At 71.1% G+C, this 13828-nt stretch carries 16 protein-coding genes; 8 read left to right on the top strand and 8 right to left on the bottom strand.

Features of this window, described 5'->3' with window-relative positions; genetic code table 11:
• Positions 1-34: 34 nt before the first annotated feature.
• On the bottom strand, positions 35-814 hold the full coding sequence (locus ACHMXE_RS14045; RefSeq protein WP_395349801.1) for an SDR family NAD(P)-dependent oxidoreductase: 780 nt from the start codon (positions 812-814) through the stop codon (positions 35-37).
• 148 nt (positions 815-962) lie between these two features.
• Here ACHMXE_RS14045 and ACHMXE_RS14040 point away from each other — a divergent pair, with 148 nt between their 5' ends.
• Positions 963-1685, top strand: coding sequence for a GntR family transcriptional regulator (locus tag ACHMXE_RS14040; RefSeq protein ID WP_203203138.1), 723 nt, complete (start codon positions 963-965; stop codon positions 1683-1685).
• Positions 1686-1698: 13 nt separating this feature from the next.
• Here the strand turns inward: ACHMXE_RS14040 and ACHMXE_RS14035 are convergent, their stop codons facing one another.
• The 4 genes from ACHMXE_RS14035 to ACHMXE_RS14020 form a co-directional block, all read right to left on the bottom strand.
• Positions 1699-2382, bottom strand: coding sequence for a TetR/AcrR family transcriptional regulator (locus tag ACHMXE_RS14035; protein ID WP_395349800.1), 684 nt, complete (start codon positions 2380-2382; stop codon positions 1699-1701).
• Positions 2383-2440: 58 nt separating this feature from the next.
• Entirely contained in the window at positions 2441-2845 is a 405-nt protein-coding gene (locus ACHMXE_RS14030) for a flavin reductase family protein (RefSeq protein ID WP_395349799.1), read from the bottom strand.
• A gap of 211 nt (positions 2846-3056) precedes the next feature.
• Positions 3057-3401, bottom strand: coding sequence for a VOC family protein (locus ACHMXE_RS14025; protein WP_395349798.1), 345 nt, complete (start codon positions 3399-3401; stop codon positions 3057-3059).
• A 241-nt stretch (positions 3402-3642) separates the two neighbouring features.
• Positions 3643-3876: a hypothetical protein gene (locus tag ACHMXE_RS14020; protein ID WP_395353106.1), complete on the bottom strand. Its 234-nt coding sequence runs from the start codon at positions 3874-3876 to the stop codon at positions 3643-3645.
• Here ACHMXE_RS14020 and ACHMXE_RS14015 point away from each other — a divergent pair.
• From ACHMXE_RS14015 to ACHMXE_RS13985, 7 genes are all read left to right on the top strand, one after another.
• Positions 3790-4383 carry a hypothetical protein gene (locus ACHMXE_RS14015; protein ID WP_395353075.1) on the top strand — a complete coding sequence of 198 codons (594 nt, stop codon included), beginning with the start codon at positions 3790-3792 and terminating at the stop codon, positions 4381-4383. The two genes, ACHMXE_RS14020 and ACHMXE_RS14015, sit on opposite strands and share 87 nt — an antisense overlap.
• 2 nt (positions 4384-4385) lie before the next feature.
• On the top strand, positions 4386-4877 hold the full coding sequence (locus ACHMXE_RS14010; protein WP_395353073.1) for an acyl-CoA dehydrogenase family protein: 492 nt from the start codon (positions 4386-4388) through the stop codon (positions 4875-4877).
• Positions 4878-4937: 60 nt separating this feature from the next.
• Positions 4938-5924, top strand: a complete 987-nt coding sequence (locus ACHMXE_RS14005) for a Bug family tripartite tricarboxylate transporter substrate binding protein (protein ID WP_395349797.1) — start codon at positions 4938-4940, stop codon at positions 5922-5924.
• Between the two features lie 35 nt (positions 5925-5959).
• Positions 5960-6763, top strand: a complete 804-nt coding sequence (locus tag ACHMXE_RS14000) for a cyclase family protein (protein ID WP_395349796.1) — start codon at positions 5960-5962, stop codon at positions 6761-6763.
• A 41-nt stretch (positions 6764-6804) separates the two neighbouring features.
• On the top strand, positions 6805-8124 hold the full coding sequence (fahA, locus tag ACHMXE_RS13995) for a fumarylacetoacetase (protein WP_395349795.1): 1320 nt from the start codon (positions 6805-6807) through the stop codon (positions 8122-8124).
• 1 nt (position 8125) lies between these two features.
• Entirely contained in the window at positions 8126-8989 is an 864-nt protein-coding gene (locus ACHMXE_RS13990; RefSeq protein WP_395349794.1) for a fumarylacetoacetate hydrolase family protein, read from the top strand.
• Between the two features lie 154 nt (positions 8990-9143).
• Positions 9144-10283, top strand: a complete 1140-nt coding sequence (locus tag ACHMXE_RS13985) for a porin (protein WP_395349793.1) — start codon at positions 9144-9146, stop codon at positions 10281-10283.
• A gap of 9 nt (positions 10284-10292) precedes the next feature.
• On the opposite strand, the gene ACHMXE_RS13980 is transcribed toward ACHMXE_RS13985, so the two are convergent.
• The 3 genes from ACHMXE_RS13980 to ACHMXE_RS13970 form a co-directional block, all read right to left on the bottom strand.
• A complete protein-coding gene (locus tag ACHMXE_RS13980) occupies positions 10293-11186 on the bottom strand; it encodes an acyl-CoA thioesterase (protein WP_395349792.1) in 894 nt (297 codons plus the stop codon).
• A gap of 306 nt (positions 11187-11492) precedes the next feature.
• A complete protein-coding gene (locus ACHMXE_RS13975; RefSeq protein WP_395349791.1) occupies positions 11493-12833 on the bottom strand; it encodes an FAD-dependent oxidoreductase in 1341 nt (446 codons plus the stop codon).
• Between the two features lie 8 nt (positions 12834-12841).
• Positions 12842-13816 carry a tripartite tricarboxylate transporter substrate binding protein gene (locus tag ACHMXE_RS13970; RefSeq protein WP_209542929.1) on the bottom strand — a complete coding sequence of 325 codons (975 nt, stop codon included), beginning with the start codon at positions 13814-13816 and terminating at the stop codon, positions 12842-12844.
• Positions 13817-13828 lie beyond the last annotated feature (12 nt).

The raw sequence follows: 13828 nt of genomic DNA, 5'->3' as shown, positions 1-13828 counted from the left end.
GTGAAAGGCGCCGCCCGGTCGCCGGCGCCGGGCGTTACTGCATGCGGTAGCCGCCGTTGACGTCGATCACATTGCCCGTGATGTACGCCGCCTGCTCCGACACCAGGTAGTCGACCGCGCCGGCCACGTCGTCCACCGTGCCGATGCGCCCGAGCGGGATGTTGGCGGCCGCGGCCGTCAGCGCGCCGCTGCTCTGCACGGTGCCGCGCAGCATCTCGGTGTCGATCAGGCCCGGCGCGACCGAATTGACGGTCACGCCCAGGTGCGCCGACTCGCGCGCCATGGCCTTGGTCAGGCCCAGCACCGCGGCCTTGGCGCCGATGTAGGTGGCGCTCGAGCGGTAGCCGCCGAGCTGCGCGGCCACCGAGCCGAAGGTGACGATGCGCCCGTGCGCCACCGGCCGCGCCTCGCGCCGGCGCAGGTAGGCACGGCCGCAGAGGAACACGCCGCGCGCGTTCACGGCGAAGGTGCGCTCCCAGTCCTCGAGCGAGGTGTCCTTGATCGGCGAGCGCTCGCCGCCGGGCATCAGCAGCAGCCCGGCCACGCAGACCACCACGCCGACCGGGCCGATGCCGGCCTCGATGTCCTCGAAGGCGGCCTCGACCGCGGCCTCGTCGCTCACGTCGAATTGGCGCGCATGGTGGCCCGCGCCGAGCGAGGCGGCCACGGCGCGCGCGTTGTCTGCGTCGATGTCGGCCACGACGACGCGCAGGCCGCTGGCCGCGAGGCGCCGGCACACGGCTTCGCCGATGCCGCGGCCGCCGCCGGTCACGAGGGCCAGCCGGCCGGGGGCTTGTGCATGATGTTCCGCCATGGGATGCGAGGTCTCCGAAGCCGCGTCGGATGCGGCGTGAAAGTGGATCGAGGACCGCATTGTGTATACATGATGATCTTCTTACGCCCTCGTTTTCCCTTATTCGATCCCTATTTAACCAATTTCCACGGCATCATGTATACCTGACATGGACACACTCTCCCAACAAGTCACCGAGACGCTGCGCACCTGGATCCTGCACGGACGGCTCACGCCGGGCACGCGGGTGGAGGAGGTGCCGATCGCCGAGACCCTCAAGGTGTCGCGCACGCCGGTACGCGCCGCGCTCGCCGCGCTGGCGATGGAAGGGCTGATCGATCACCAGCCGAAGAAGGGCTACCTGGTGCGCGCCTTCGCGCTCGAGGACATCCTGGCCGCCTACGAGGTGCGCTCGGTGCTCGAGGGCCTGGCCTGCCGGCGCTTCGCCGCGCTCGGCGTGGACGACGCGACCGCCGCGCTGCTGCGCGACTGCCTGCGCACCGGCGACGAGATCCTGGCCAAGGGACAGCTGCTGCTCGACGACCTCGCGCCCTACCAGCAGATGAACGTGACGCTGCACAACACGCTGATGCAGGGCGCGCGCAATCCGTGGGTGGTGCGCTTCGGCGCCCAGGCGCAGGCCGTGCCCTTCGCCTCCGACCGCATCATGCTGTGGCACGACCACGGCGTGATCCTGCGTTCGCACGACGACCACCACCGCATCGTGCAGGCCGTGATCGACGGCGACGCGGCGCGCGCCGAGCAGCTGATGCGCGAGCACGTGTACTACGCGGGCATCCTGCTGCGCGACAACTACCAGCGCGTGCTCGACGAGCGCGCGGGCAGCGCGGTCGCGCAGGATCCGCCGCTGGCCCTGAGCAACGGCGCCTAGGCGGCGCCCGCGCTCACGAGGGCTTGGTCGCCGGCTTGCCCAGCACCGCGCCCACGCCGTCGAGCAGGCTGGCCACGCTGGCCTGGATCACGGGCTCGATCTCGGGCACCGGCAGGCCGTAGACCCACTGGCGGATGCCGTGGTACTGGATCTTCTCGACCACCGTCTTCGCGAGCTCGATCTCCTGCACCGCGAAGGGCTGGCCATCGCGGCCGGCTTCCGTGTACTGGCGCAGCGACAGCGCGATCGGTTCGTAGACGCGCTGGCGCATGACGCGGAAGTACGGCGACATGTCCCAGCCGTGCAGGGCGAAGAACAGCGACAGCCGCACGCGCTCGCGCCGCAGGTGCACGCGCGCGAAGTCGCGGTGGAACTCGAGCAGGCGCTGCGCGACGGCCTGCTCGGGCGCGAGGATCATTTCCTCCCACAGCGGATTCCAGTTCGACAGGAAGGTCTCCTGGAACACGCGCTCGATCAGCGCCTCCTTGTTCTGGAAGTAGCGGTAGAGCAGCGGCTGCGCCACGCCGAGCTGGCGCGCCAGGCCGGTGGTGTCGCCCGCGAAGCCGACGTCGGCGAAGTACTGGATCGCGCCCTGCACGATCTCGCGCTCGCGATCGGCGCGCCGCAGGCGCACCACGCCGCCGCTGGCGGGGGCCGCGGAATCCGAGGGTCTGGGGGCGGAAGGGGCGCGAGGCATGCGAGATCGCTGGGAAGGTGGCCGGTGCCGGTGCGGCGGGAGCCGGCACGATACCAGTTCACCCGGGCGCGCCCGCCGCCTCCGCATGGGCCCGCGTGACCAGGTAGCGGCCGCCGCCGAAGGCCAGGCCCTCCAAGTCCGAGCGCTCGAAACGCTCGATCAGCCCCAGGAACACCGCGTGGTCGCCGCCGGGCCAGGTCGTGACCTTGCGGCATTCGAAATGGGCACAGCAGTCCGCGAGGACCGGCAGGCCGCCGATGCCCGGGCGGCAATCGACGCCGGCGAACTTGTCGGCACCCGGAATCGCGAAGCGCTGCGAGAGCTCGAGCTGGTGCTTCGCGAGCACGTTCACGACGAAGCGCTCGTGCCGGCTGAAGGCGGGGAAGCTGCGCGCATTGAGCGCCTGGCTCCAGAGCACCAGCGGCGGATCGAGCGACACCGAGCTGAAGGAGTTGGCCGTCACGCCGCAGGGGGCGGCCCTCGGCGTCGAGCGTGGTGATGACGGCGACGCCCGTGATGTAGGCGCCGAAGACGTCGCGCAACTGCCGGCGGTCGGCGGCGGAAGGGGTGGCTGCGTGCATGGCGTGGCGGCTCAGCGGTAGTTGAGTTCGATCGAGATCCCGTTGGGATCGGTGACGAAGATCTGCCGCAGGTCGAGCGCCGCGACCAGCCGTTCACGGTACCGGCACGCCGAGCGCCCGGCAGCGCGCGATGGTGTCCTCGTAGCCCTCGGCCAGCAGCGCCACGTGGTCGATGGCCCCGCTGCCGTGCAGCGAATCGGGATCGCGCGGGCCCAGGTAGTCGTCGATCCAGGCCATCCGCTGCGCATCGTTGCGGTCGAAGGCCGTGACATGGACCACGGGCACGTCGTCCGCGTCGTAGAGCCAGGCGCCGGTCGCGCGCGGCGGATTGCCGGGCCGCGGCCCGTCGCGCAGCAGCAGCACGCGCGTATAGAAATCCAGCGTGGCCTCGAGCCGTTCGGTGCGGATGTTGAAGTGTTCGAGTCTGCGAATGCCCATTGAAGAACTCCCGTGAGTGGCCTGGGGCGCGATTGCCGGCCTCGGGCGATCGTAGCGACGGCCCCGATCTTTCTTTATAGGGTTATCACCAAAATTCCGATCGCCTCTCACGGCTTCGAGAAGCTCTCACTCCTAACCATCGGCATTAACGATTGATTCAGGATCCGTTGGATGCCCGCACGCATGGTGATAACCCTATAAATAAATGATAGTTCTATCACTAGCATCCGATCGCCATGACTCACCACCCGCCGCATCCGACCATGCAAACACAGGCCCTCCTGCCCGATTCATCCGACACCGCCGCCAGCGAACTGCTGCGGCGCGCGCGCGCGAACTCCAGCCCGTGCTGCGGCAACGCGCCGCGCAGGCCGAGCGGCTGCGCCGCGTGCCCGACGAGACCATCGACGACTTCCATCGCGCGGGCCTGTTCCGCGCCCTGCAGCCGGCGCGCGCGGGCGGCGCCGAGCTGCACCCGGCCGATTTCTTCGACATCTGCGCGGAGGTCGCGCAGGGCTGCGCCTCGAGCGCCTGGGTGCTGTCGAACCTGGCCTACCACCACCAGTTCCTCGCGCTCTGGCCGGACCGGGCGCAACAGGAGGTCTGGGGCCCCTCCCCGACACGCTGGTCGGCTCCTCGTACATCTTCGCGCGCGGCACGGCGCGCCAGGTCGACGGCGGCTACGAGCTCGAGGGCCAGTGGCCGTTCTCGAGCGGCATCGATCCCTGCGGCTGGTGCGTGCTCGGCGCCATGGCCAGCGACGCGCCCGACGAGCCGCCGCGGCCGCGCTACTTCCTGCTGCCGCGCGAGGACTACGAGGTGCTCGACACCTGGCACGTGGTGGGCCTGCGCGCCACCGGCAGCAAGGACGTCGCCGTCGGCAAGGCCTTCGTGCCGGGCTACCGCAGCCTGTCCTTCGACGAGGTCGCCGCCGCGCGGGCACCGGGCCTGGCCCTGCACGCGGCGCCGCTGTTCCGCGTGACCATGCAGGGCGTCGGCGGCTTCGTGCTGCTGCCGGTGCTGCTCGGCGCCGCGCGCGCGGCGGCCAACGAGTACGTCGAACGCACGCGGCAGCGCAAGACCACGGTCGGCACGCGCAGCCAGGCCGAGCTGCCCGGCGTGCAGGACCGCGTCGCCCATGTCGAGGCGCTGCTCGACACGGCGCAGCTCGTCGCGCGGCGCAGCTGGTGCGATGCGATGGACTCGCTCGAGAGCCATCCCGCCATCCCCGGCGCCCTCGGCGCGCGCCTGCGCCGCGACTCGGCCTTCTGCGCGCGCCTCGTCACGCAGGCCGTCGACCTGGTGTTCGCGGGCACCGGCGGCGCCGGCCTGCAGGAGGCCGATCCGATCCAGCGCATGTGGCGCGACGTGCATGCGGGCGCCGCGCAGTTCGGCCTGCAGTGGGACGTGTCGGGCCCGGCCTATGGCCGGGTGCGGCTGGGCCTGCCGAGCGGCATGCCGGGGCTGGGCGTCTAGACCTTCGATTCATCGCGACCGGCCGCCTCGATGCGCCGGCAACCACAAGGAGCAGGAGACATGATTTCTTCGATGCAACGCCGCGGCTGGCTTCGCGCCGGTCTCACGGCACTCGCGCTGGTCCTCCCCGCGCTGGACTGCCAGGCCCAGGCCTACCCGGCCAGGCCCGTGCGGCTGATCCTGCCGTTCCCGGCCGGCGGCACGGCGGACGCGGTCACGCGCCACCTCGCCCACAAGATGAGCCTGGCGCTCGGCAAGCCCTTCGTGGTCGACAACGTGGTCGGCGCGGCGGGCACCATCGGTCTCGCCCAGGGGCTGCGCGCCGCGCCCGACGGCTACACGATCACGCAGATCTCGAACACCAACACGGTGGCGGCGCTGCACATGTTCAAGCGCCTGCCCTTCGATCCGCGCAAGGACATGGTGCCGGTGGCGAGCCTGTTCCAGATACCGTCGGCGGTCGTCACGAATCCCCGCGGCAATGCGTTCGGCAGCTTCGCCGAGATGCTGGCCTACGCCCGCGCCAACCCGGGCAAGCTGTCGTACGCCTATTCGCATGCCACCGGCGCGGTGGCGGGCGCGAGCGTGAAGCAGGCCGCGGCCATCGACATCGTGGCCGTGCCCTACAAGAGCGGCCCGCAGGCGGTGGTCGAAACCCTCTCGGGCGAGATGCCGCTGCTGTTCACCGACCTCGGCGCGGTGCTGCCGCAGATCCGCGCCGGCAAGCTCAAGGCGCTGGCGGTCACCTCGGCGCAGCGCTCCGCGTTGCTGCCCGACGTTCCCACCCTGCGCGAGGTGCTGCCCGGCGCCACCGAGTTCACGGGCTGGAGCGGCTTCGTCGTGCCGGTCGGCACGCCCAGGGCCGTGGTCGACAAGCTGCACGAGACCCTGCAGCAGATCCTCGCGAGCGAGGACACCGCGAGCTTCCTGCGCGGCCTCGGCGGCGAGCCGATGCCGATGTCGGCCGACGAGTTCGCCCGCTTCATCAAGGACCAGGAACCGCTGTGGGCCAAGGCACTGGCCGCGGCCGGCATCGCGCCCGAATGAACCCCACCCCCACGACCCCCACCCCGGAGACCGCCATGCATCGCAAGTTCGTCGACCTGTCCATCTACCTCGAGAACGACGTGCTCTCGGACCCGCCCGGCAAGGGCCCGAAGATCGAGTACTTCCACCACCAGAACTCGCACCACCAGCTCACGAACTTCTTTCCCAAGCTGCAGAAGGAAGACCTGCCCGACGGCGAGGCCTGGGCCGTGGAGCGCGTGTCGCTGTCGACGCACAACGGCACGCACCTCGATGCGCCCTATCACTTCCACAGCACGATGGACAAGGCGCTCGGCGAGCCCCGGCCCTCGATCACCATCGACGAGGTGCCGCTCGAGTGGTGCTTCCAGCCCGGCGTGAAGCTCGACTTCCGCCACCTGCCCGACGGCTACGTGGTCCAGCCCGAGGACGTGGAGGCCGAGCTTGCGCGCATCGGCCATGCGCTGCGGCCGCTCGAGATCGTGATGATCAACACGCGCGCCGGCGCGCTCTATGGCGATCCGGTCTACGTGAGCTCGGGCTGCGGCATGGGCTACGAAGCCACCATGTACCTGCTGGAACGCGGCATCCGGCTCACGGGCACCGATGGCTGGAGCTGGGACGCGCCCTTCGTCCACACCGCGAAGAAGTACGAGGCGACCGGCGACGCGGGCCTGATCTGGGAGGGCCACAAGGCCGGCCGCGACATCGGCTACTGCCACCTCGAGAAGCTGCACAACCTCGAGGCGCTGCCCGCCGACGGCTTCCACGTCGCCTGCTTCCCGCACAAGATCCGCAGCGCCTCCGCCGGCTGGACCCGCGCCGTCGCGATCTTCGACGAGCGCCTGAACGCGGGCTGATCGTCGTCCACGCACCGCCCATCCACTCCAGCGAGGATTCCATGCCACTCGACTTCACCCACGACCCCGCACGCCGCTGCATCGTCGCGTCCGCGCATGCGCCCGGCTGCGACTTCACCTTGCAGAACCTGCCGTTCGGCGTGTTCCGCCGCAAGGGCGGCAACGACCCGTTCCAGGGCGGCATCGCGATCGGCGACCAGGCCCTGTGCCTGGCCGAGGCGCAGGCGCGCGGCTGCTTCGACGGCCTGGCCGGCCAGGCCGCGAGCGCCGCGGGCGGCTCGACGCTCGACGAGCTGCTCGCGCTGGGCCCGCCCGCATGGCGCGCGCTGCGCCATGCGCTGGTGAACCTGCTCGATGCGCAGCAGCCGCATCCGAAGGCCGCGGCGCTGCAGGCCGCGCTGGTTCCGCTCGCGGACATCGAGCATGCGCTGCCGATCCGCGTCGGCGACTTCACCGACTTCTACACCTCGATCCACCATGCCGAGAACGGCGGCCGCCTGCGCAACCCGCCCGCGGGCCTCGCGCCCAACTTCCAGTGGATGCCGATCGCCTACCACGGCCGCAGTTCGTCATTGGGCGTGAGCGGCGAGCGCATCCATCGCCCCTGGGGCCAGGCCCGGCCCTCGAGCGACGAGCCGCCGGTGCTGCGGCCCTGCGAGATGCTCGACTACGAACTCGAGCTCGGCGTGGTCATCGGCCGGGGCAACGCGCGCGGCACGCCCGTTGCGCTGGCCCATGCGATGGACCATGTGTTCGGCCTCACCCTGCTCAACGACTGGTCGGCGCGCGACGTGCAGGCCTGGGAGATGACGCCGCTGGGCCCGTTCCAGGCCAAGAACTTCGCGACCACGCTCTCGCCCTGGATCGTCACGCTCGATGCGCTGGCGCCGTTCAGCGTGCCGTGGCGCCGGCCGGCCGATCATCCGCAGCCGCTGCCCTATCTCGAGTCCGCGGGCCATCGCGCCGCGGGCGCGCTCGACATCGAGCTCGAGGCCTGGCTGCAGCCCGAAGGCAAGCCAGCCTCGCGCCTGAGCCGCACCAACTTCCGCCACCAGTACTGGAGCATCGGCCAGATGATCGCGCACCACACGGTGGGCGGCTGCAACCTGCGCGCGGGCGACCTGCTGGGCACCGGCACGATCTCGGGGCCGACCGCGCCCGAGGCCGGCAGCCTGATCGAGCTGAGCCGGCGCGGCCGCGAACCGGTCGCGCTGGCGAACAGCGACGACCGGCGCGCCTTCCTGCACGACGGCGACCGCGTGATCCTGCGCGGCTGGTGCGAGGCGCCGGGACGCGCGCGCGTGGGTTTCGGCGAAGCGGCCGGCACGGTGCTGGCCGCGCATCCGGCGGGGAGCCTCTGAGATGACGCGCTATGCACGCGTGACGCCCGCGGACGGCGTCCTCCAGTGGGCGGTGGAACGCCATGGCGAACTCTGGGGCCTGGGCGCCGAGGTTCCGGCCGGCGCGCACGACACGGCCTGGCAGGAACTCGTGGCCTCGGGTCCCGGCGCGGCGATGCTGTCGCGCGCCACCCTGCTCGACCCCGCGCGGCTGCGCTGGGAAACGCCGGTGGCGCGCCCCGGCAAGGTGATCTGCCTGGGCCTCAACTACGCCGCGCACGCGGCCGAGGGCGGCAATGCCGCGCCCGACTACCCGAGCTTCTTCCTGCGCGGGGCCACCTCGCTGATCGCGCACGAGGCACCGCTGGTGCGGCCGCGCGTGTCCGACAAGCTCGACTTCGAGGCCGAGCTGGCCGTCGTCATCGGCCGCCGCGCCCGGCACCTCACGCCCGCGCAGGCGCTCGACGCCGTGGCCGGCTACGCCTGCTTCAACGACGGCACGCTGCGCGACTACCAGCGCCGCACCGCGCAATGGACCATCGGCAAGAACTTCGACGGCACCGGCGCCTTCGGCCCGTGGCTGGTGCCCGCCTCGGTGCTGCCGCCCGGCGCGAGCGGGCTGCGGATCGAATCGCGCCTCAACGGCGGCGTGATGCAGAGCGATCGCACCGACCACATGCTCGTGACGGTGGCGCAGGCCCTGGTGCTGCTGAGCGAGGCGCTGACGCTCGAGCCCGGCGACGTGGTGGCCATGGGCACGCCTTCGGGCGTGGGCTATGCGCGCAACCCACCGGTGTGGATGAAGCCCGGCGACCGCATCGAGATCGAGATCGAAGGCGTGGGCCTGCTGTCGAACCCCGTGGCCGCCGAGGCCGCGCCCGAGTGAAGGCTCGCGCCTTCCCGAAACCGGGCACCTAGCGCCGCGCAGGCGCCTCCCTTCCCATCCACGGCCCGCGGGCCGCGAAGAACCACACCCCAGGGGCGCATCGCCCCTGGGCGGCGCGCTGTCGCCCATTCCACGTCACCCCAAGGAGGAGATCATGAAGTTCGGAGCTTTCCGGTTCGCGCTGCCCCTGTGCGCGGGCCTTGCATCGCAGGTCCAGGCGCAGTCGTCGCTCACGCTCTACGGCATCGTCGACGCGGGCTTTCGCCACGTGAGCAACAGCGGCGTCGGCTCGATCGACAGCCTGTCCAGCGGCGGCTACCGCACCAGCCGCCTCGGCATCCGCGGCTCGGAGGACCTCGGCGGCGGCCTGCGCGTGGGCATCAAGCTCGAGACCCTGATCGGCGTCGACACCGGCAACCTCGGCTCGACCAGCATGCCGGGCCAGTTCTGGAACCGCGGCTCCTACGTGGAGATCCTCGACCGCGGCTGGGGCACGCTGCGCCTGGGCTACGACCTCCATCCGGTCTACGTCACCTGGATGGAGAACGATCCCTGGCTCAACATCGGCATGGGCAGCTCGGGCAATCTCTACGACACGCTGCAGAACGGCCCGCTGCGCGCGGTGTTCGGCCCGCTCTCCAAGAACGACACCACCTTGCATTACGCGCGCAACATGCTGCAGTACTTCAGCCCCAGCCTCCATGGCTTCTCGGGCACGCTGGCCCTGGCCCCGCGCGAGAACGAGACCGTCGCCACCGGCGCGGCCCGGCTGCGGCTGATCCGGCTCGGCTACAACGCCGGCGGGCCCTTCAGCGCGGCGGTCGCGCATGCGGTCTCGGACGCGCAGCTGCGCGCCGGAACGCCGACGAACCGGCTCGACGATTCGGTCGCCACCGTGGCCTACGACTTCGGCGTCGTGCGGCTGGCCGGCACCTGGCGCCAGTTCCGCGCGGCCGGCAGCCGGCAGGCGAACTGGATGCTGGCCGCGACGGTGCCGGTGTCTGGCGGCAAGATCGAGCTCTCGCATGGCCGCACGCGGCTGTCGGGCACGGTCACGACCCAGCTCGCGCCCGGCACCGTGGCCGGTCCCGTCGACGGCAACGGCGGTGCGATGTGGGTGCTGGGCTATGCGCATTCGCTGTCGAAGCGCACCACGCTCTACACGCAGGCGGCGCGCATCGAGAACCGCGGGCGTTCGTTCATGGCGCTGCCCGGCGGGCCCGCGGTCAACGCGGGCAACTTCGCGGGCGGCCGGTCGACGGGCTTCGAGTTCGGCATCGCCCACACCTTCTGAGGCCGGGGTCTACCCCTTCTTCAGCGCCCGGATCCGCAGCATGCCTTCCTGCGCCGTCGAGGCCACCAGTCGGCCGTCGCGCGTGTAGATGCTGCCGCGGCACAGGCCGCGCGCGCCGCTCGCGCTCGGCGAATCGAGCACGTAGAGCAGCCAGTCGTCGAGGCGGAAATCGCGGTGGAACCACATCGCGTGATCGAGGCTCGCGGGGCGCACCTGACCGGTCATGAAGCTCAGGCCGTGCGGCAGCATCGCGGCGCGCAGCAGGCCGTGGTCGGAGGCGTAGGCCAGCAGCGCGCGGTGCACCATCGGGTCGTCGGGCAGCGGCGCGACGGCGCGCAGCCAGATCGCGCTGTCGGACGCGGGCCGCGGCACCGGCGCGAGCAGGTCGTCGGGCTGGACCCGGCGGTACTCGATGCCGTGCGGCTCGATCGCCTTGCTGCGCCAGGGCTCGGGCAGCCGGTCGCCGAGCGCGATGCGCTGGTCGAGCTCGCTGACCAGGCCGTCGGGGCCGGCCACCTCGGGCATGTCGATCTGGTGCTCGACGCCGTCGTCCACGGTCTGGAACGAGGCCGACATCTCGAAGATGATGCGCTCCTGCTGGCGTGCCACCACGTGGCGGGTGGTGAAGCTGCGGCCGTCGCGCACGCGGTCGACGCTGTACTCGATCGGCGCATGCTCGCCCGGCAGCAGGAAGTAGGCGTGCATCGAATGCACGGGCCGATCGGCGCCGACCGTGAGGTTGGCCGCCATCAGCGACTGGCCCAGCACCTGGCCGCCGAACACGGCCGGCGTGCCGATGTCCTCGCTCTGCGCCAGGAAGCGGTCGCCGCCCTGGGGTTCGAGCTGCATGAGGGCGACGAGGTCGTCGACGAGACGGGCGGCGGTGGCGGTATCGGGGGTCATCGGGAGCGGCTGGACGAAAGAGAGCCGCAAACGATAGCAAACATGGAGCCCAAAGGGCTGTCGCGCAGGAAGCCCGAAAGCGGGAACCGTACGCAGAGGACGCGAAGGTTTCGCGAAAGACGCGAAAGAACAGCCGAAATGATGTGAGCCGCGCCTGATCGACCACGGCGCCCCGAGCAAGGCTCGCCTCGAAGGGAGCGCGGCGGCGCCTCGACGACAGCCCACCTTTTTCAGGTTTCTTTTTTGCGTCCTTCGCGAAACCTTCGCGCCCTCTGCGTTCGGCTGTCCGCTCCCGCTCCCGCTCCCTCAGCGGTCCAGGTCGACCCCGTCCGCCGCCAGCTTCGCCTGCAGCGCCGCCACGTCCACGTCGGCGAACGCGCCGCCGCCGAGCGTGGCCGCCGCCGTGCCCGCGGCCTGTCCCATCACGAAGCAGCCGCCGCTGGCGCGCGCGGCCGACTGGCCCTCGTGCGTCATCGAGGCGCAGCGGCCGGCCACCAGCAGGTTGGCGACCGTGCGCGGCACCAGCATGCGCCAGGGCAGGTGGTTGTAGGCGTTGTCGGCATCGCGCGGGAAGGCCCACTCGATGCGGCCGTCGGCATGCATCTCCATCGGCCAGGCATTGAGGCCGATGGCGTCGTCGAACTTGGCCGACGACAGGATGTCCTCGCGCTCGAGCGCGTACAGGCCCTGGATGCGCCGCGTCTCGCGGATGCCGACCTGCGGCGCGATCTCGACGATGGCCGACTGCGCGAAGCCCGGCACCTCGGCCTTGAGAAAACGGAAGTACTCGGCGATCTGGCGCCGGCCCTCGAGCTCGCCCTCGGTCAGTTCGCGCGCGTCGACGCCGTTCATCGCGCGGCCCTCGGCATTGCGGATCTGCGTGACGTTGGCGCGCCATTCGCGCGGGTCCTTGTTGGGCCGCAGGATCGCGCCCTCGCGCGGGAAGCGGTAGGCGCCGGGCTTGCTCGCCTCGGCGCGCGCCATGAAGTCGTTGATGGCCTTGAACTCGCCCACCGCCTCGAGCGCGGCCGGCGCGTCGACCTGGCCGATGCGGAACATGGTGGTCGGGAACAGGCCGCTGCCGTGGCCGTCGCCGACCTCGAAGGGCACGCCCGCGAAGGCCGCCACGTCGGCATCGCCGCTGGCGTCGACGAAGGCATTGGCGCGGATCGCCTGCCGGCCCGACTTGGTCTCGACCACCAGCGCCGCGATGCGCTCGCCGTCGTGGATCACCGAGGCCGCGAGCGCATGGAACAGCAGCTTCACGCCGGCCGCCTCGAGCAACTGGTCGGCCGCGAGCTTGTAGGCCGAGGTGTCGTACGAGCGCACGCGGATGCGCCCGCCCATGCCGTCCTGCGGATCGTTCATGCCGTTGAGCGACGCGATGCGCTCGACCAGCTCGTCGACCACGCCGCGCACCAGCTGCGTCATCTGGCCGCGGCGCTTGCCGTACAGGCCCGCGAAGTTGGTGACGCCGCCTGCCGTGCCCATGCCGCCGAGGAAGCCGTAGCGCTCCACCAGCAGGGTGCTGGCGCCGTGGCGCGCGGCGCTCACGGCGGCGGCGATGCCCGCCGGACCGCCGCCGACCACCACCACGTCGTAGCTGCCGAACACCGGCAGCGAACGCGACGGCTCGGCCATCGTCATTGCAGCCGTCATTGGAGAGTGATGCCCTTGGTCGAGATGATCTTGGTCATGATCGCGGCCTCGTCGTTGACGCGCGCGCGCATGCCGTCGGGCGAGGTGCCCACGGCCTGCCAGCCCTGCTCGAACAGCTTCTGGCGCACCTCGGGCTGCTTCATCACCGCCTCGAGCTCGCGCCCGATGCGCGCCTGCGCGGCCTTCGAGAGGTTGGACGGGCCCAGCAGCGCCACCCACACCTCGAGGTTGAAGTCGCGCACGCCGGCATTGGCCAGCGGCGGCACCTCGGGCACCAGCGCGCTGCGGCCGGCGGTCAGGCCGATGGCCTTGAGCTTGCCGGCCTTGATCTGGGGCATCGCCACGCCGGGCGGGATCAGGCCCATCTGGATCTGGTCGCCGAGCATGCCGGTGATGACCTGCGGATTGCCCTGGTAGGGCACGTGCTCGGGGTTGAAGCCCGGCACGCGGCTCTTGAGCAGTTCCATGCCCAGGTGACCGACCGAGCCGATGCCCACCGAGCCGTAGTTCCACTTGTTGCCCGCCTTGCGGCCGGCGTCGAAGAAGGCATCGCCCGAGGGCAGGTTGTTCTGCGCCACCAGCACCAGCGGCGCGGTCGCGAGCAGCGAGAGGTAGGTGAAGTCCTTGGCCGGGTCGTAGGGCAGCTTCGGATAGAGCAGCTTCGACGAGGTGAGGTTGCCGTTGATGACGACGCCCAGCGTGTGGTCGTCGCTGGCCTTGGCCACCGTGTCGGCCGCGATGTTGCCCGAGGCGCCGGGCTTGTTGTCGACCACGATCGGCTGGCCCAGCGCCTTCGACAGCGGCTCGGCGATGGTGCGCGCGGCGATGTCGGGCGTGGAGCCGCCCGGGAAGCCGACGAGCAGGCGGATGGGCTTGGTGGGCCAGGCGGGCGTCTGCGCGCTCGCGGCCAGCGGCAGCGTGGCGGCAGCCAGGCCGCAGGCGATCAGGAGGGCTCTCTTGGTGGCTTGCATGAAGGAAGAAAT

This window comes from Variovorax sp. UC122_21, assembly GCF_044056785.1.
Lineage (GTDB): Bacteria > Pseudomonadota > Gammaproteobacteria > Burkholderiales > Burkholderiaceae_C > Variovorax.
Note: the sequence above shows the minus strand (reverse complement) of the source record. Positions and strands in the feature narration are given on the sequence as shown.

What these genes read in the sequence shown, in the direction of transcription:
- ACHMXE_RS14045 (WP_395349801.1), bottom strand. Translation starts at nt 814, where the DNA reads ATGGCGGAACATCATGCACAAGCCCCCGGCCGGCTGGCCCTCGTGACC.
- ACHMXE_RS14040 (WP_203203138.1), top strand. Translation starts at nt 963, where the DNA reads ATGGACACACTCTCCCAACAAGTCACCGAGACGCTGCGCACCTGGATC.
- ACHMXE_RS14035 (WP_395349800.1), bottom strand. Translation starts at nt 2,382, where the DNA reads ATGCCTCGCGCCCCTTCCGCCCCCAGACCCTCGGATTCCGCGGCCCCC.
- ACHMXE_RS14025 (WP_395349798.1), bottom strand. Translation starts at nt 3,401, where the DNA reads ATGGGCATTCGCAGACTCGAACACTTCAACATCCGCACCGAACGGCTC.
- ACHMXE_RS14010 (WP_395353073.1), top strand. Translation starts at nt 4,386, where the DNA reads ATGCAGGGCGTCGGCGGCTTCGTGCTGCTGCCGGTGCTGCTCGGCGCC.
- ACHMXE_RS14005 (WP_395349797.1), top strand. Translation starts at nt 4,938, where the DNA reads ATGATTTCTTCGATGCAACGCCGCGGCTGGCTTCGCGCCGGTCTCACG.
- ACHMXE_RS14000 (WP_395349796.1), top strand. Translation starts at nt 5,960, where the DNA reads ATGCATCGCAAGTTCGTCGACCTGTCCATCTACCTCGAGAACGACGTG.
- fahA (WP_395349795.1), top strand. Translation starts at nt 6,805, where the DNA reads ATGCCACTCGACTTCACCCACGACCCCGCACGCCGCTGCATCGTCGCG.
- ACHMXE_RS13990 (WP_395349794.1), top strand. Translation starts at nt 8,126, where the DNA reads ATGACGCGCTATGCACGCGTGACGCCCGCGGACGGCGTCCTCCAGTGG.
- ACHMXE_RS13985 (WP_395349793.1), top strand. Translation starts at nt 9,144, where the DNA reads ATGAAGTTCGGAGCTTTCCGGTTCGCGCTGCCCCTGTGCGCGGGCCTT.
- ACHMXE_RS13980 (WP_395349792.1), bottom strand. Translation starts at nt 11,186, where the DNA reads ATGACCCCCGATACCGCCACCGCCGCCCGTCTCGTCGACGACCTCGTC.
- ACHMXE_RS13975 (WP_395349791.1), bottom strand. Translation starts at nt 12,833, where the DNA reads ATGACGATGGCCGAGCCGTCGCGTTCGCTGCCGGTGTTCGGCAGCTAC.
- ACHMXE_RS13970 (WP_209542929.1), bottom strand. Translation starts at nt 13,816, where the DNA reads ATGCAAGCCACCAAGAGAGCCCTCCTGATCGCCTGCGGCCTGGCTGCC.